At 43.0% G+C, this 15,796-nt stretch carries 19 protein-coding genes; 4 read left to right on the forward strand and 15 right to left on the reverse strand.

What is annotated here, in order from left to right:
* Positions 1–65: 65 nt before the first annotated feature.
* Together H538_RS26975 and H538_RS0115580 are read right to left on the reverse strand one after the other, a co-directional pair.
* Entirely contained in the window at positions 66–200 is a 135-nt protein-coding gene (locus tag H538_RS26975) for a hypothetical protein (RefSeq protein WP_281172195.1), read from the reverse strand.
* Positions 197–1,303, reverse strand: coding sequence for a response regulator aspartate phosphatase (locus tag H538_RS0115580; RefSeq protein ID WP_026678397.1), 1,107 nt, complete (start codon positions 1,301–1,303; stop codon positions 197–199). Before H538_RS0115580 ends, H538_RS26975 begins: the two co-directional genes overlap by 4 nt.
* 210 nt (positions 1,304–1,513) lie before the next feature.
* Here H538_RS0115580 and H538_RS0115585 point away from each other — a divergent pair, with 210 nt between their 5' ends.
* From H538_RS0115585 to H538_RS0115595, 3 genes are all read left to right on the forward strand, one after another.
* A complete protein-coding gene (locus H538_RS0115585; RefSeq protein WP_026678398.1) occupies positions 1,514–1,729 on the forward strand; it encodes a DUF1659 domain-containing protein in 216 nt (71 codons plus the stop codon).
* 35 nt (positions 1,730–1,764) lie between these two features.
* Positions 1,765–1,980 carry a DUF2922 domain-containing protein gene (locus H538_RS0115590; protein ID WP_026678399.1) on the forward strand — a complete coding sequence of 72 codons (216 nt, stop codon included), beginning with the start codon at positions 1,765–1,767 and terminating at the stop codon, positions 1,978–1,980.
* Positions 1,981–2,097: 117 nt separating this feature from the next.
* Positions 2,098–2,247, forward strand: coding sequence for a YvrJ family protein (locus H538_RS0115595; protein ID WP_026678400.1), 150 nt, complete (start codon positions 2,098–2,100; stop codon positions 2,245–2,247).
* Positions 2,248–2,447: 200 nt separating this feature from the next.
* On the opposite strand, the gene H538_RS0115600 is transcribed toward H538_RS0115595, so the two are convergent.
* On the reverse strand, positions 2,448–3,092 hold the full coding sequence (locus tag H538_RS0115600) for a GNAT family N-acetyltransferase (RefSeq protein WP_026678401.1): 645 nt from the start codon (positions 3,090–3,092) through the stop codon (positions 2,448–2,450).
* Positions 3,093–3,607: 515 nt separating this feature from the next.
* Between H538_RS0115600 and H538_RS0115605 the strand changes: the two genes are divergently transcribed.
* A complete protein-coding gene (locus H538_RS0115605) occupies positions 3,608–3,886 on the forward strand; it encodes a hypothetical protein (RefSeq protein ID WP_026678402.1) in 279 nt (92 codons plus the stop codon).
* 87 nt (positions 3,887–3,973) lie between these two features.
* Here the strand turns inward: H538_RS0115605 and H538_RS0115610 are convergent, their stop codons facing one another.
* The 12 genes from H538_RS0115610 to H538_RS0115675 all read right to left on the reverse strand — a co-directional run.
* Positions 3,974–4,243, reverse strand: coding sequence for an excalibur calcium-binding domain-containing protein (locus tag H538_RS0115610; RefSeq protein WP_026678403.1), 270 nt, complete (start codon positions 4,241–4,243; stop codon positions 3,974–3,976).
* A 162-nt stretch (positions 4,244–4,405) separates the two neighbouring features.
* The gene (locus H538_RS0115615) at positions 4,406–5,119 is read right to left on the reverse strand and encodes a LutC/YkgG family protein (protein ID WP_026678404.1); all 714 of its coding nucleotides are present in this window, start codon (positions 5,117–5,119) and stop codon (positions 4,406–4,408) included.
* Positions 5,119–6,549: a LutB/LldF family L-lactate oxidation iron-sulfur protein gene (locus H538_RS0115620; RefSeq protein ID WP_026678405.1), complete on the reverse strand. Its 1,431-nt coding sequence runs from the start codon at positions 6,547–6,549 to the stop codon at positions 5,119–5,121. The genes H538_RS0115615 and H538_RS0115620 overlap by 1 nt, the downstream gene beginning before the upstream one ends.
* Positions 6,550–6,555: 6 nt before the next feature.
* Positions 6,556–7,299, reverse strand: coding sequence for a (Fe-S)-binding protein (locus H538_RS24065; RefSeq protein ID WP_051291512.1), 744 nt, complete (start codon positions 7,297–7,299; stop codon positions 6,556–6,558).
* 309 nt (positions 7,300–7,608) lie between these two features.
* Positions 7,609–8,328: a FadR/GntR family transcriptional regulator gene (locus H538_RS0115635; protein WP_026678407.1), complete on the reverse strand. Its 720-nt coding sequence runs from the start codon at positions 8,326–8,328 to the stop codon at positions 7,609–7,611.
* A gap of 153 nt (positions 8,329–8,481) precedes the next feature.
* Positions 8,482–9,219 carry an ABC transporter ATP-binding protein gene (locus H538_RS0115640; RefSeq protein ID WP_026678408.1) on the reverse strand — a complete coding sequence of 246 codons (738 nt, stop codon included), beginning with the start codon at positions 9,217–9,219 and terminating at the stop codon, positions 8,482–8,484.
* Positions 9,146–10,390, reverse strand: coding sequence for an ABC transporter permease (locus H538_RS0115645; protein WP_026678409.1), 1,245 nt, complete (start codon positions 10,388–10,390; stop codon positions 9,146–9,148). Before H538_RS0115645 ends, H538_RS0115640 begins: the two co-directional genes overlap by 74 nt.
* Positions 10,383–11,543 carry an ABC transporter permease gene (locus tag H538_RS0115650; protein WP_161627208.1) on the reverse strand — a complete coding sequence of 387 codons (1,161 nt, stop codon included), beginning with the start codon at positions 11,541–11,543 and terminating at the stop codon, positions 10,383–10,385. The genes H538_RS0115645 and H538_RS0115650 overlap by 8 nt, the downstream gene beginning before the upstream one ends.
* Before the next feature lie 158 nt (positions 11,544–11,701).
* Complete coding sequence (locus H538_RS0115655; protein ID WP_026678411.1) at positions 11,702–13,399, reverse strand: DUF6583 family protein; 1,698 nt, start codon at positions 13,397–13,399, stop codon at positions 11,702–11,704.
* A 401-nt stretch (positions 13,400–13,800) separates the two neighbouring features.
* Entirely contained in the window at positions 13,801–14,055 is a 255-nt protein-coding gene (locus tag H538_RS0115665) for a biotin/lipoyl attachment domain-containing protein (RefSeq protein WP_026678413.1), read from the reverse strand.
* A 30-nt stretch (positions 14,056–14,085) separates the two neighbouring features.
* Entirely contained in the window at positions 14,086–15,378 is a 1,293-nt protein-coding gene (locus H538_RS0115670) for a Glu/Leu/Phe/Val family dehydrogenase (RefSeq protein WP_026678414.1), read from the reverse strand.
* A 73-nt stretch (positions 15,379–15,451) separates the two neighbouring features.
* On the reverse strand, positions 15,452–15,796 hold a 345-nt coding region (locus H538_RS0115675; protein WP_026678415.1), incomplete at its 5' end, for an aldehyde dehydrogenase family protein.

The following is a 15,796-nucleotide window of genomic DNA, read 5'->3' on the forward strand; positions in this document are numbered from 1 at the left end:
AACACGAAATCATTTTAGGGTTATCTATTTCAAAGACAAAAAAAAGAAGGCCAATTCGTCTGGCCTTACCATGTTTCCCCATGTTCAGTTGTTCCTGCCGTGCCTGCCTGTTGATGGGTCTCAACGGTTAATGTGAACCCGCCAAAAAGCAAGGCGGCGGCGATTGAACAATGAATCAACGCGAATAGAATCCGTTTCATCCAACCACTCCTTTCTCCAAAAGTTTTTGTTTTGCAACAAACGCAAGGTGAAAATAATCACTGCTCTTCTCATAGTTTCCTTTTGTGTAAAAATGTTCAGCCAATTGTTCACTGTAGTCTTGAACGTATCCCCATAATTCTTCTCTTTCAAAGTAGGAAATTCCTTCTTTTATGGCGGATTCCAATTCAAGATCATCTTGATGGGCATAATGAAACGCGGCTAAAATATGAAAATGAAAGCGGTATTCCTCATTATTCGCTGCCCGGCAATGCTTTAGCCCTTCTTCGATGAAGTGTGATGCAGCGTCCTTTTTATTTGTTTTATAGTATTCGCGTGCAAGAAGGAAAGCAGTTTTATGGAGTTTAAAGCGTTTCTCATAAACTTTTTCTAAAAAGCTGATAGCCGCTTCTGATTGGTTTTGTTGTTCAGAATAGAGCAAGCCAAGATTATAGCGGATCAATACAGCGCGTTGCTCCTGGTTCATCTTTTGCACGGTATTTAGGGCAGATAGAAAGTTGACTTCCGCTTCCTTAAATTGTTTAAGCAATGTGTAGGCCAATCCTAAAACATTTTGGCAGGCAGCGACGTTAAGATCATAGCCAAATTGCCCTTCAAAAAACTCCTTCGCTTTCTTCGCATAATGAATGGCTAGGATCGGCTGGCGAACATGATAATAATAATTTGCCACTTTATAATGAAACTCGGCTTTTTCAACTTCGTCCGGAACCAACGCCAAAAGGGCTTCCGCCTTTTCAAAATGAATGCAGGCATCGCTATAGCTACCAATAATGGTAAAGTGTTGCGCCTTGAAAAAATGATAATAATAGGCCAGGAAGTCGTCGGTAGGTTGGTCTATCGTATTTATCCGTTGGATTGCCTTATCCGCCTGCTTAAGATGGTCAACTAACAATTGTTGACGCAACTCTAACAGAGAATAATAGATAAACAGAGTCTGGGTCGGATCGATTTCCATCAGTTGAATCTTTCGGCTAATCTCATCCTTTAATCGGCTGGACTTTTGTATGTTTTGTTCACGAATTTCCTGATACCACTCATTTAAAAGTAACATCATCTCTTCTTTGCTTACGGTCAAGGCACTCATAAATACCCACCTTCCTCTGAGTCACGACACTCCCATAAATTTTGATAAGGCGTTGAGCTAACTTTTTCGCTTTTTTTGTTAAATCTTTGACATAATCTGTAGTTCGACATTTGTCAGTATTTTCCTTTAAAAAATTTTTAAATAATTTTAAAAAAGATGCCTCTTTTTTTCTCTATCCATCTATTTATAGGATGAAAGGAGGTGATGATGATGGCGACATCAACCATCATGGATTCTGAGCTGAGTTTGAATTTCGAAACCGGAGTCGATCCAAAGGGAAAGCCGATCATTAAAAGCAAAAACTTCAAAGTGAAAACGACAGCAACGACAGATCAGCTTCACGCAGTTGCGAATGCCCTTGCCGCGCTTCAGCAATACCCGCTCGACTCCATCGAGCGAAACGACTCGTACAGCATCTTAGCGTAACGTTAACATCATATGAAGAAAAGGAGGGATAAAAAATGGCGAAAACGTTAGCGCTTCAATTTCTGAACCGGGACAAAAAAACAGTGACGGTCACACTTGATGCACCGAAGGAACCGGTCGATGCCGCAGCTGTGAAAGCAGCAATGGATACGATCATTGCTCAAAACGTCTTCTCATCAAGCGGCGGTGACTTTGTTGAAAAGAAAGGCGCCCAGATCGTCGACCGCAGCGTCTCGGAAATCAGCCTATAAAAGAAGGGGCTGCCCCGGCTGTTGGATCCATCCTCCACCAGCATGGGACAACCCCTTTTTTCTACCATTCTTTTTGTCTGGAGATCAAACCATTATATAAGGAAAGGGGGCTTACTCATGGAAGCATGGCTTTCTCTCATCAGCGACGTCGGCTTCCCGGTGGTCGTCACGTTGTATCTCTTGCACCGGATCGAAGGCAAGCTCGATACATTGAACAATTCCATCCTGATGCTGGCTGAACGGATGCAGAAGCCACCAGCAGCCTAAACACAAAATTCCTGAATCCGCCTTTTTGGGAGATTCAGGAATTTGTTTTTTGTAATTGCTACCGATCCTATGGTTACGGCATAGTCCAATTAGTTGATTTTCTTTTCTTTTAAATCGAAAATCATCCATGATATTGAAATCGATGTGGAGTCATTAATTTCAATGAAGATGCGGTTCCTAATGAAACGAATTACTCCGTGCTACTTTTCAAGCCATTTTTGAAGTCTCTCTTGGAGGTTGGTACGGACCGTCGGCCATTCTTCGGCGAGGATGGAATAATAAGCCGAATCTCTAATACCGCCATCACTTGCGGGGACGTGGGCCCTGCGAATCCCTTCAAAAGTAGCGCCTAGCCGCTCAATTGCCGTTCGGGAACGGATGTTGCGGGCATCGGTTTTCAATGTGATTCTGATCGTCTTCCACGTTTCAAATGCATGCGTCAGCATAAGAAGTTTGCACTCCGTGTTGACACCGGTGCGTTGGAACGAAGCTTGATACCACGTACTTCCTATTTCAGCAACGGTTGGTATCATAGTATCTCTGGGTGAAGATCCATCGACCCCATTCTGGGGCCACGAAAAAACTTCGAGATCAAGAAATCGGGTTGTTCCGACAATACGGCCTGTTTCGATGTGACGAACCACAAATGGCAACGCACGACCTTTCGAAAAGTCCGCCAAAGCAATTTCGATATAACGTTTCGTATCTTCCAGTCCATCCGGAACATACGTATAAGTATACGTTGACCTGTCCTCAAGAGCAGCTGCGCAGAGCTCTTTCACGTGTCCCACCGTCATTGGTTCTAATGAGACAAGGCGGCCACGAAGCGTCACAGGCTTCAGCATGGCATCACATCCTTCGTTTGCTTAACTTTCCCCAATACCGCTTTTGAAGTTTTTATATGAACATTTTTTCAAAGGGGTTATCCATTGTCAATAATGAAAACGTGACTATTAGAATATGTTTTATATCGGACCCCATATAAGCGTAGGCGAAGATTTGATTACTTATGACATTAATGGTATTGGCCGAGTGAAGCTGTTGGAATATAAACACTTGAAAGATCACGAATTACCGCTCGATTGGCAGGATATTCAAATACGGAAATATAGAGATTAGCGTGAGAAATGGGTTTTTAATTGATAGCGAAGTTTTTTATACAATATGTGTCACTTTTTGGACATACTAACAATGTATTTTATATCCAAAGTTTTCACTGTTCTTTTATTTACTTTGATTTTTCCCCTCGAAGTTTTAGATCGTTTGTTCCGGTACTAGAAAAAGATAGTACTTTAATAAAGTCATACTGCCCTCTAAAATTAAACCAACAGAATTGGTTCATTTTAGAGGGAGGTTAATTGTGAAGAAATTTATCATATTTTCATTTTTATTTTTGGCTGTCGGAGCAACTGCTCAAATTATTGATTCCGTAATTACTCCATCAGAATATTACTACGATCATTATTTACAACTCATCCTTCTTATCATTGCAGTAAGCCCAGTTGTGGGTGTTATCATTGCTTTATTTGCAAAAAACAGCAAAACTAAAATTACCGCCATTACTTTAAATATCGTTTTCTTTGTACTCTTTTCACCGTTATCATTATTAAACCTATGGATTATAACTTTCGGAAAATAATATCGCCTAAGAAATGAGAGTTTTACAACTAACAAAAGGCCTTTGGATAAAAGGCCTTTTGTTAGTTGATAATGTCATAGATTATAATTATCGCTCGCAAGCAATCCAGTCTTTATCGCGGTCCTTGTTTCTGTTGGCGTCGTAAAGCGCTTTGGAAACATACGGCTTGTAGTGCGTTTTTCCCCCTTTGTTTCTAACGGAAGATGAACGGGCTACTCCGCCTTTATACACTTTGTTCATTTCCTTGCAATTTTTAAATACTCTAACCTTCGTTTTTGCTTCTGCGACGTCTAGCGAGCCAGCAGAAAAAACGAAAAACAATCCTAAAGAAAGTAAAATCGCTACTACTTTTTTCATAAAAATACTTCACCCCCATATTTTTCTTGTTGTCTTTACCATCATAATCCAACAACCCGTTTATTTCAATATAGTATTGTGAAATAAATTACTTATTTTCCTCTTATTATGAAGATATATAGGGGCTAGTATTCTATTAAAAAAATGGCATAGTTTCTATCGTTATGAAACAATAATATAGGTTGCTTTTACCGGGCCGTGGACGCCTACGACGAGATTCATTTCGATGTCGGCCGAGTTTGACGGACCGGAAATAAAGTTAATGCACGAAGCGATCGGCTCGCCGTTTTCCGCTTTTTGGTTCAAGTCGTGGGCAACTTGAGTCGAGCGGGGCACGATCCGGCTCTTTTCGATAATGGCAATATACGTTGTCGGCAAAAAGTTAACGGCACGCCCTTTCTTATTATTGCTGCAAAGAACGACCGTGCCAGATTCCGCCATCGCGTAATCGGCAAACGTAATCCCGACATTCGATTGTTCGGCAATCTTCACATTTTCGTCGCCTGATCGCGCATCCCAGATGTGGACAGGCACATTTTCATTCGGCCACTCTGTTTCTATTAAATGAGAAAGGCCGTATTCAGATAGACGCTCGTCATTGTGCATAATGACAGGACCACCGCCAAATTGAGCGACAATCTCTTTCAAGACTCCGGCCAACTTCATTTTATCTGTTTCAATGACGTCCGTATGGATTTTCTTGCATTGTTCTTTTAACACTTCAACTAATTCATCCTGGCTCGCATCCTTTAATACGTTCCAATGGACATCGTGCTTGTATTCGGGCTGGACAACCCCGGAAACTTTTCTTGGACGGCCAAGTTTTTGTGCAATATGATCCAAAAATGAGTCGCGATTTTGAATCGATCCTTTTATCATTGGTCCTTGCCCTCCTTCCCGCGTTTCTTCATCCAATCCCGGAACTGTTCTTTAGCCGGCGCAGGGAGATTGCGCGTATCCGTCCAGCCTTTCAACATTCCGATTCCTTTTGTAATCCGGTTGTCGCTTTGAAGCGGTTTTGTGGCAAGCGGCGCAAGCTTTGACCCGATTTTATAAGCTGTTTGCGAACCGGTTCCCATACCGATTGCTTTCATCATTACTTTTTCGGAAAAAGGCGCTTTCCCTTCGCGGGCGACAATGTTTTGCCGATGTTTGATCAACAGTTCGTGAAGCGGAATTTTCACCGGACAGGCATCGGTGCATGCAGCGCAAAGCGAAGAAGCGTACGGCAGCTCCTTGTAATCGTCATAGCCCCCGAGGAGCGGACTCAGCACGGCCCCAATCGGACCAGAGTAGATGGAACCGTAGGCGTGGCCTCCGATATGGCGGTACACCGGGCAAACGTTAACGCAAGCTGCACAGCGAATACATTGAAGAACGGATTTAAATTCCGTCGCCAAAATGTCACTTCGGCCATTATCTACGATCACAAGGTGAAACTCTTCCGGCCCGTCGGCATCGCCCGGATCTTTTGGCCCCGTCAATGTTGTGATATAGCTTGTCAATTTCTGGCCGACCGCACTCCGGCACAATAAATTCACTAAAATTTCCATGTCCTCCAGCGTCGGTACAATCCGCTCCATACCCATGACGGCGATGTGCGTTTTCGGAATGATTGTTACTAAATCGGCGTTCCCTTCATTTGTAACGAGCGTGACCGAACCGGTATTGGCGACCGCGAAGTTGCAGCCCGTAATTCCGACTTCCGCTTCCATAAACTTTTCGCGCAAGACTTCACGGGCAAAACGTGCGAGTTCCTCTGGTTTTGACGTTTTGTCATAATGGAGCTTTTCTTTAAACACATCGCGGATCTGGTCTTTATTTTTATGAAGTGCCGGCGCGACGATATGCGAAGGAGGATCATGGTCGTCCACCTGAAGGATATATTCGCCAAGGTCCGTCTCCAGCACTTCGCAGCCAATTGCTTCAAGCGCTTCATTCATATTGATTTCTTCCGTTACCATCGACTTGGACTTGACAATTTTTTTTGCGTCTTTCTTTTCGATGATATCCCGGATATAGGCGCTTGCCTCTTCTTTCGTTTTCGCAAAGAAAACATGCCCGCCGCGTCTGGCAACATTTTCACTGAGCTCCATCAAATAATAATCAAGGTTTTCGAGTACATGCTGGCGAATCTGTTCCCCTAACTCACGCCACTTTTCCCAGTCACCTAGCTCTTCTGCAGCTCCAAGGCGGCGGCCCTGCAAGCTGTTTTGCGCAGACGAAACGGCCCCTCGCATAAATTCATTGCCAAGTCCTTTTTGGATCCGGGCTTTAAAGGTCTCATCGGTAATTTTCATGGACATCTGGCATTACCTCCCTTCGTTCCTTTTCGTTTTTGGCACTTGATTTAACACTTCGGCAATGTGCATCACTTTCACTTTGTTCCCCTGTCTGTCGAGACGTCCGCCAATGTTCATTAAGCAGGCCATATCAGAGCCAACTAAATAGTCTGCGTTTGTTGATACGATGCAGTCTACTTTTTCATCGACCATTTGCCCGGAAATGTCGCCCATCTTGACAGAGAATGTGCCACCAAACCCGCAGCAATTTTCTTTATGCGGAAGCTCAACATATTGGAGTCCTTCAACATTGGACAATAAAGTAATCGGTTCACTTTTCGCTCCGAGCAACCTCGTCATATGGCAGCTCGTATGATACGTTGCCGTTCCTTCCAGGTAGGCGCCTGCATCTTCAATTTTTAGAACATGGACGAGAAATTGCGTTAATTCATACGTTTTTTCTTTTAATTGAACGGCCTTTTCTTTCCATTCGGGCTCGTCTTCAAATACGTGCGGATATTCCTTGAACATATAGGCGCACGAACCGGATGGCGTAACGACATATTCGGCATGTTCAAACGCTTTGATCATATTTTTCATCGCTTTTTTTGCATCTTCTGTATAGCCGCTGTTATATGCAGGCTGGCCACAGCAAACTTGCCCCTCCGGGAAATCCACTTCACACCCGAAGCGCTCCAGCAGCTCAACGGTCGCTTTACCGACATTCGGGTAAAACATATCGACTAAACATGTAGAAAATAAACTGACTTTCATCGAACCCCTCCTTTTTCATAAAAGTCAGGTCATCTGATGACTTGATTGAATTCATTATATCAAACTTTTTCTTTAATAAATAGGGAGAATTATCGATCCACAAAAATAGATAATGTCGTTCGGAAAATAAAATTTGTGTTTTGGAAAATACATTAGGCCTTTTGGAAAATAAAAATTTTGTTTTGGAAAATACATTAGGCGGTTTGGAAAATAAACACTCTTTTTTGGAAAATAAACGTTTGTCAGGAAGTTAAATTGGCCGAATAAATAAGATGACATAAAGAAAAGGAGGCTTTTGGCCCCCATTTTTTAATGAAATATGCTTTTTAGCAACCGTTCGACATGATTTAAATGAATTTCCATTTGTTTTTTCGCTTCTACCGGATCTCTGTTGATGATGGCCTCGCAAATCCGCGAATGTTCTTCATATGATGCCTGTTTATAGCCCGGCTCTTTTACAATGAACAAACGTCTCGTTTCTTTAATAGAATGGATCATTAAATTGGAAATGTTATTGACCAGGTCGATGAGTATTGGATTGTGTGTCGCTTTTGCGATCGACATATGAAATTTCCAATCGGCTTCATCACCGAGTTCCCCTGGTTGATCGAGTTCTTCCTCCATCATCGCAATCGCCTGTTGAATTTCTTCCTTATCTTCTTCGGTAAAATTTTTTGCGGCAACCTCCACGGCACCGAACTCGACAATTTTCCGAACTTCAAGAAGGTTCATGACATCATTTGGCTGCAGCAAAATGGCGTTCGACAAAGAGGAAAAAAGGGCGCTGCTTTCGTAATCTTTTACATAGGTACCTTCCCCGTGTTTAATTTCGATCACATTCATTGCACGAAGGGACGTGAGCGCTTCCCTGATCGCAGAACGTCCGACTTGAAAATTATCCGCTAATTGCTCCACGGAAGGAAGTTTCTCACCGGGTTTCAGCTCTCCATTTTTGATCATATCGATAAGGGCATCTTGCACCTCTTCATAAATTTTTTTCCGTTTAATTTTTTTATAGCTTTCCGTCATGGGCTTTTTTCACCTTCCTGCCCTTATTTTACGCCAATATCGTTTTCCCGGCAAAATGGCGTAAAAACTCTTCCCGCCCGGGGATTTTTTTCGGTACAGGAAGGTTATTCGCCGAATGTAATCAACTATTCGTCTATCTTATAGTGAGGTGTCTCACCGCCACATGCCGACCATCCCAAGCAAATCAGAAAAGGACGGGATATCCGTCAGTCCGGGGAACCGCTCGCGTGCCTGTTTTAGCGCTTCTTCTTTTGTTCCGTAAAAAACGGCCCGGCCTTCATTCAATACTAGCAGCCGGTCGCATAACGTCTCAATTTCCCATGGATCGTGGCTGGAGTAAATGATCGTTTTTCCCTCGTTTCCAAGCTGGCGGATAAAGGAAACGATTTCTTGCTTCGATTGAATGTCGATGCCAACAGTCGGCTCATCCATTAACAGCCAGTCAGGATCGTTCAATAAGGCGACGATGATATTGAGCTTTCGCTGCATTCCGCCGGATAAATGCTTCACCTTTTTCGTCATATGTTTGGTTAACCCCGCCATCTCGATAAGGCGGCTCACCCATTCTTTCGGCACTGGCCGATGGGCGATACGGGCAAAAAAGTTAACGTTATCCTTTGCCGTCAAGCCTGAATAGAGCGCAATTTCTTGAGGGACAAACCCGAGTGAACGCCTGATCTCCTTCACATCTTCGCTTATTTCCTTACCTTCGACCGAAATTGAACCCGCCGAGGGTGTAAGCAATGTCCCAAGCATATGCAGTAATGTCGATTTCCCCGCTCCGTTCGGGCCGATTAACCCGACAATTTGCCCTTTTTCAATGGTGAGCGTGATAGGCCCGACGACTCTCTTTTTTCCGTACGTTTTTGAAACCTCGTTTAACTCGATCATACTTGCCTCCAATGATTTTTACTGCCGCGAAAAATAAAGCCAGGCCGGCTGCAGCGCACACGGCTGCAGGCTCAATACATCCTGCTTCGTTTCCGATCAAAATGCTTCTCATTCCATCGAGCGCCCACTTTTGCGGAAAAATGTTAAAAAGACCACCAGGATTGGAAGGAAGACCCGTCCCAATGCTTGTTACAAGAACTGCCAATAATCCGATGCTGAAATACGTTTTCTTTGACTGGCAAAAACAGGCGATTAAAGAGCTGATCAAAAGGCAAAGAAATACATACAACCCGCTAATCAAGAGGAATGTGGCCGCTTGAAGGGCCGTCATGTGAACGTTCCATATCAAAAAAAGCGCAAATAGGAGACTAGATGGACATAACAGCAGAAAGATGCCAATAAGGTTCCCGCCCACATAAGCCCGGAGCTTAATGGAGAAAAGAAACATTCTTTGCAGCACACCATCTTCCCTCTCTGTAATGGCCCAGTCGTTCATATAAAAACAAATTAACATCATAAGGGAAAGGAAAAGAATGAGCCAAATCGTATATTTCTGGCTGGATGGAGCCCCTTTTATAGAAGAGTGGGGTGTTCCTTCATGATAGTCAATTTGCATGAGCGGCGCCGGTTTCCATTGCTCGTCCGTATAGTTCCACGCCTCTTTCCAAAGGCTCTTCTCCTGCTTTTCATCAACCCATTTTAAAAAGGCGTATTGATCTGTGACATAATTGGCCGCATGGGCGTTTGCCGAGAGCCGCATCACCTCGCCGGCAACGATTTCCCGAACGGCTCCTTGCGATAAAGACGCGGGCGAAATAAGCATTTGAATGGCGCCCTTTTCCTCATTTTTCATAACCTTTTGCTTAAATCCTTTAAGGAAAACAAACGCAATATCCGCTTTACTCGTTTTGATCATTCGTTCGGCCGTTTTTTGATCGACGCTCTGAATGTTGAGTGCCGGATTTTGGCTGGCGCGCTTTATAACAAGTTGCGAGTAATCGCTTTGATCCTCGTCCACGAAGAGAATGGGGATTTTCGTTTTTTCCGCCGTACTTGAAACCGCAAGCCCCATTCCAACCGCTAGAATGGCCGGCAAGAGAATAATAGACAAGAGAATGAAAGGACGGCCTGCGATCAATTTCATTCGATTCATGATAAACGTTTTATACATAGCGTCCCCTTCTTTTTAACAACGAGTGAATAAGGGCTAAAATGAAGAATCCAAAACAGAGCGCCACGAGTAAATTTACGCTGCTGGTTGGGCTGTGTTGAACGATGGCTGAAATGAGTCCGGTTTGCGCCCATCTTACCGGCAGAAAGTGGCTGACTGCCTCAAACGTAGCTGGCAAGTACGATAGCGGAAGAATGATCCCGCTCATGCTACTAAAAAGCAAAATGATCATTAAGCCGATGCTTATAAAACTCCGTCCTTTTATCCCGATTGACGTAAGCCAAATAAAAAAAGCGTTCATTGTAAACGTAAAGAGAAATGCAATGAGCACAAATGATAAGTTTATCGAATCGATCAGCCAGGAAAATGCGCCCAATAGCAAACCCGTCTGGATGCTCGTCAAAACGCTCAAAACAATAAAGTCTGCCAGAATCACCGATATTTCGTTTACTCCCATGACCGTTAAGCGCTGCTTGAGAACTCCTTGCTCTTCATTCTTCATCATATGCAAGGCAAAAAGGCTATTGAGCATAAACAAGATTAATAGAAGGCTAATGCTAAAGTATTCTTTGATGGCAAGACCATTAAAGGCATTGAGTGTAACCGTCTCAAATACATTGTTTCTGCCAAGAGACTGAAGAGAGAAGCTGACAATCAGTTGTTTTAGTATACGATCAAGCTTATCTCCTTGAACCCCCGCTTTTTTCATGTAATGATACGTCGTGTTGACACCGCTCTGTGCGGCTGATACGAGTTTGGCGTTCGCTTCCATCATTTCCTTGAACAACATCGCCTCTAAAGGCTTTTTAGCGTTTCCTGTGACGATGGCAGGCTTGTTTTCACCGTATTGCAAGCTATTTGTAAATCCTTTTGGCAAAACGACAATCGCCGCAATTTTATTTTTTTGCAAAAGATCTTTTGCTTTTTCAAGGGTTGTCCGTTGAAACGAAACAACCTTGTTCATTTCTTTTGATGATTGAAATTGGCGGGTAAGCAATTTCGTTTCCACCGTTTCGTCCTGGTCAACTAAAGCCACTTGATAGGGCTTCACCCATTGATGGCCTTTCCATAAAGGCGCCAGCCCATAAAGAAGAAGGGAGACGATGAATAACGGAAAAAGCATTGTAAGTAAATGTTGAAAAGGATGTGCCATTAAATTTTTAAACCTTAGCCGGACATGAGGCATAATTGAAATACAAATCTCCCCGCTTTCTTTCACTTTCTATATATCTATTCTAACGTATTCTCTCTTCATTTATGAACGAAAAAAAAGACAAGAGTTTAACGCATTGTTAAACCCTTGCTTGATGCTTACTGCAACGTTTGGAAGTTCTGGAAGAGGCTTGCGTTTTTCCCGATGAACTTCTGTGCATTCGTTTGAATATCTTGCATGATTTTCATCAATTCAACTTGTGACACTTCTGAAACATTGACGGCACTTTGCGGTGTCAAATCCGGGAACTTCAGATGGTCTACAAATTTTGTCTTTGTGTCAATATCAATGGTGGCGTCGATTTTCGCATTGCCCATTTCCGGATCATTATGGAAGGCAAGATTTAATCCAAGAGTTGCTTTTGAGTTGGAATAATCTTTATCCAGGTTCTGATCCGTCTTTTGGTCATACGTACCGCTAATTTCCGGTACATCTTTCGCCTCTTTGCCTGTAAAATTCAGCTTGAACGTCGATTTGCTATTATCCTGCGTTCCGTTCGTTTTAATTTCAATTCCCGCGCTCGTTGGCCCGGTTGTTTTATCCCACACTTTGAACGAACCGTTAATCGTACGCTTGAATTTCTCTCCGTCAGGTACGGTATTTGATTTTACGTCGACTACCAGCTTATCATTTTCCCCTGTGCCTGCTTCTACATTCCATGTTTTATCCGTTGCGTCATTGTCTTTTGTCCAGTTCGTTGATTTATAAGCGAAATGAGCCGTTTTGCCCGTTTTTTCATTTTTCGCATCAAGAACGATATTACGGCTTACAATTTCTTCATCGTCGTTAATGATGACTACCTGCTTAAGTCCGTTTGGCAACGAAGCATTTTCTTTAAACTGTTTCTCTGCATCTTGAATATCTTTTACGATTTTTTCTTTCAATTCTTTCTTAGACGGCATTGGCGTGATGGAGTTGTTTTCAAGCGATGCCGACATCATTTGCTGATCGACGATTTCATTGATCAATTCATCGTCTTTCGATAATTTGTTTAATAATCCGCTGACAAGATCTTTCGTTTCTTTTTCCGAAAGGGTCAACGTCAGCTGGCGAAGCTTTTCTCCTTTAAAGCTCACGTCTTTCTTCAATTTCACATCGTCATCTTTAATTTTAGAACCGATGTACAATGCATACTCCATCCCTTTTTTCTTCCAAAATTCAGGAGAGTTCAACTTCGTTTTTGTTTGGGCAAACATGAGGTTTGGCAGTTCGTTTGGCCCCTGGTAAGAAGGATCGAACTTTTTAATTGTTTCGCCAAACTTTTTATTTTCTACGTAAAAATATTTGTTATATAGTTCAGGGACAAATACGCCTGCTTTGTCATTCGATTGGAAAAATTCCGCATTCGCGATTTCTGAATCATTCATTAAAAAGCCGAGGTGATAAGCTCCCTGTTCTTTTTTCGGATCTTGTTTAACACCTAGCTTCAGCTTGCTATTTTTCAAGAACTCCTGAACCATCGCAAGTTCCGGAACCTGTTGCTCCAAGCCATTTGCGTTCATATTTACGCCAATCGTCATATCTTGTTGGTAGGGACTTTTTTTCATTTTGTCTTGAAGTTCAAATGAATTGCCAAAGCTGTCATTAAAGCTTTTTTCCAATGCTTTGTAAGAATTTAGTTCCGAGATGAAATAAAGCTCTTTTGGCGATTTGTTAAAAAAGACGGCATAAACCGTTCCTCCGATGCCAATTAGAATGACTGCTAGAATAATAGCTGTAATCGCAATCTTTTTCTTCCCGGGATTTTTATTCGTGCTGACCTCTAATCCAGCAGCCGTTTCATTCCGTGTATCCATGTGCTCCTCCTTTTTGTTTGTAGTTGGCCTTTAGGGAAGTCACATCTTGTAAACTATGTAAATGTTTCGCATCCCTATCCCCCATAAAATAGCCTTGTTCCTTGCCTCAAGGTAAGAAATAACAATGATTTTACTATACCTAATGAATAGAAGGGTTTCCATACATTGAAGAAAAAAAGAGCCAAAAGTCCCTTTTTTCTTCAATTGATGTTTTATTTTTCTGTAAATGTAGTAAAAAAGACCCAAAATCACCTCCACCTAAATTTCCTTACCCCCTTTTCAGAAAAGATAAACATTTTTTTCATCATTTAACATTTTTAAACAAATGAGAGTTGAATCCTTGGTCCAACTCTCATTATATGCGCTTATTCTGTTTCTTTTCCTGCTCATGTGACAGCTATTTAGTCACAACCGGTAATTGTGAAATCATCTTCAATTTTCGCTAATACTGTTTCTGGTGTTACATTCTCTCCTTGTTTTACATCCACTGAGATAATATGTCCACTGATGCCTACTGAAACTTCCTCAACTAACCCATTTTTTGTCTTAATTAAAAACAGTCTTTCCCACTCGTATACACGGTTTGCTTTCATTGTTAAAACTTTTTCTACCGTCCCATGATATGGACTATAAACGGGTTCCACCACGCCTGGCATTTCTCTTCTCTCCTCTTCTTGGACAAAGTTTTATACCCAGCCTCTGAAACGTGAAGCTTCGGCCATTTTCCGGATTCCGACCATATAGGCCGCCAATCTCATGTCAACCTTGTGTATTTGTGCGGTTTCATAAATTTTTTCAAACGATTCTACCATCACTTTGCGCAAGCGTACAGCGACTTCCTCTTCCGTCCAGTAATAGCCCTGGTTGTTTTGCACCCATTCAAAATAGGAAACAGTCACGCCGCCTGCGCTTGCCAATACGTCCGGCACGAGAAGAACACCGCGCTCTGTTAAAATCTTTGTCGCTTCTAACGTTGTCGGTCCGTTTGCTGCTTCTACAACGATTGGAGCCTTAATCAAATGGGCATTTTCCGCAGTAATCTGATTGGAAATGGCGGCCGGCACAAGAATGTCACAATCGAGTTCAAGCAATTCTTTATTCGTGATCGTATCTTTGAATAGCTTTGTCACTGTCCCGAAGCTATCACGGCGCTCCAGTAAATAGTCGATGTCAAGTCCGTCCGGATCATAAAGCGCCCCGTAGGCATCCGAAATGCCAACGACTTTTGCACCGGCATCATGCATGAATTTCGCAAGATAGCTTCCCGCATTACCGAATCCTTGAACAACGACGCGCGCCCCTTCAAGCTTGATGCCTTTCTTTTTCGCGGCTTCTTCAATGCATAATGTGACGCCGCTTGCAGTTGCGGTTTCGCGGCCGTGCGATCCTCCAAGAACGAGCGGTTTTCCTGTAATAAAGCCCGGTGAGTCAAATTCACGGATGCGGCTATATTCATCCATCATCCACGCCATAATTTGTGAATTTGTGAACACGTCCGGTGCAGGAATATCTTTTGTTGGTCCAACCAATTGGCTGATCGCCCGAACGTATCCGCGGCTCAGGCGCTCCAATTCACTGAAGGACATGCTTCTTGGGTCACAAATAATGCCGCCTTTCCCGCCTCCGTATGGCAAATCGACAATGCCGCATTTTAAGCTCATCCAAATCGATAAAGCCTTTACTTCATTTTCATTCACTTCTGGATGAAAGCGAACGCCGCCTTTAGTCGGTCCGGTCGAGTCATTATGCTGGGAACGATAGCCGGTAAACACTTTCACTGTCCCGTCATCCATCCGAACCGGAATGCGGACTGTCAACATTCGAAGTGGTTCTTTCAATAGCTCGAACATTTCATTGGAATAGCCCAATTTATTTAATGCTTCTTGGATGACAGATTGTGTCGATTCAAATAAACTTAGTGCTTCTTTTTCTTCTTTGCTCTTTTTTTGAAGATCATTTAAAACTGCGGTAGCCGCCATTGATTACATCTCCTCGTTTTATTACGGTCATTAGTTTTAAGAATGAGGAGCAGCAAAAAGCCGCTCCAAATGTTTATAGTGTTTCGCCTGTTGTCTTTGCTTGCATATGCAAGATGAGGTAGTCAGGGCCGCCCGCTTTTGAGTCAGTTCCTGACATGTTGAAGCCGCCAAATGGCTGGTAGCCGACAATCGCGCCTGTACATCCACGGTTGAAGTAAAGGTTGCCGACATGGAACTCTTCTCTTGCGCGTTCGATGTGCTCGCGGTTATTCGAAATGAGCGCGCCTGTTAAGCCGTAGTCGGTGTTGTTCGCGATTTCCATCATATGATCGAAGTCACGCGCCTTGCAGAACGCGACAACCGGCCCGAAAATTTCTTCTTGCATTAAGCGGTCGTTTTCTTTTACATCGGCAATGAT

The organism is Fictibacillus gelatini DSM 15865 (assembly GCF_000430745.1).
Taxonomy (GTDB): domain Bacteria; phylum Bacillota; class Bacilli; order Bacillales; family Fictibacillaceae; genus Fictibacillus_A; species Fictibacillus_A gelatini.

Excerpts from the sequence above, each read along its gene's own strand:
- H538_RS26975 (WP_281172195.1), bottom strand. The coding sequence starts at position 200 with ATGAAACGGATTCTATTCGCGTTGATTCATTGTTCAATCGCCGCCGCC.
- H538_RS0115580 (WP_026678397.1), bottom strand. The coding sequence starts at position 1,303 with ATGAGTGCCTTGACCGTAAGCAAAGAAGAGATGATGTTACTTTTAAAT.
- H538_RS0115585 (WP_026678398.1), top strand. The coding sequence starts at position 1,514 with ATGGCGACATCAACCATCATGGATTCTGAGCTGAGTTTGAATTTCGAA.
- H538_RS0115590 (WP_026678399.1), top strand. The coding sequence starts at position 1,765 with ATGGCGAAAACGTTAGCGCTTCAATTTCTGAACCGGGACAAAAAAACA.
- H538_RS0115595 (WP_026678400.1), top strand. The coding sequence starts at position 2,098 with ATGGAAGCATGGCTTTCTCTCATCAGCGACGTCGGCTTCCCGGTGGTC.
- H538_RS0115600 (WP_026678401.1), bottom strand. The coding sequence starts at position 3,092 with ATGCTGAAGCCTGTGACGCTTCGTGGCCGCCTTGTCTCATTAGAACCA.
- H538_RS0115610 (WP_026678403.1), bottom strand. The coding sequence starts at position 4,243 with ATGAAAAAAGTAGTAGCGATTTTACTTTCTTTAGGATTGTTTTTCGTT.
- H538_RS0115620 (WP_026678405.1), bottom strand. The coding sequence starts at position 6,549 with ATGTCCATGAAAATTACCGATGAGACCTTTAAAGCCCGGATCCAAAAA.
- H538_RS24065 (WP_051291512.1), bottom strand. The coding sequence starts at position 7,299 with ATGAAAGTCAGTTTATTTTCTACATGTTTAGTCGATATGTTTTACCCG.
- H538_RS0115635 (WP_026678407.1), bottom strand. The coding sequence starts at position 8,328 with ATGACGGAAAGCTATAAAAAAATTAAACGGAAAAAAATTTATGAAGAG.
- H538_RS0115640 (WP_026678408.1), bottom strand. The coding sequence starts at position 9,219 with ATGATCGAGTTAAACGAGGTTTCAAAAACGTACGGAAAAAAGAGAGTC.
- H538_RS0115645 (WP_026678409.1), bottom strand. The coding sequence starts at position 10,390 with ATGTATAAAACGTTTATCATGAATCGAATGAAATTGATCGCAGGCCGT.
- H538_RS0115650 (WP_161627208.1), bottom strand. The coding sequence starts at position 11,543 with ATGGCACATCCTTTTCAACATTTACTTACAATGCTTTTTCCGTTATTC.
- H538_RS0115655 (WP_026678411.1), bottom strand. The coding sequence starts at position 13,399 with ATGGATACACGGAATGAAACGGCTGCTGGATTAGAGGTCAGCACGAAT.
- H538_RS0115665 (WP_026678413.1), bottom strand. The coding sequence starts at position 14,055 with ATGCCAGGCGTGGTGGAACCCGTTTATAGTCCATATCATGGGACGGTA.
- H538_RS0115670 (WP_026678414.1), bottom strand. The coding sequence starts at position 15,378 with ATGGCGGCTACCGCAGTTTTAAATGATCTTCAAAAAAAGAGCAAAGAA.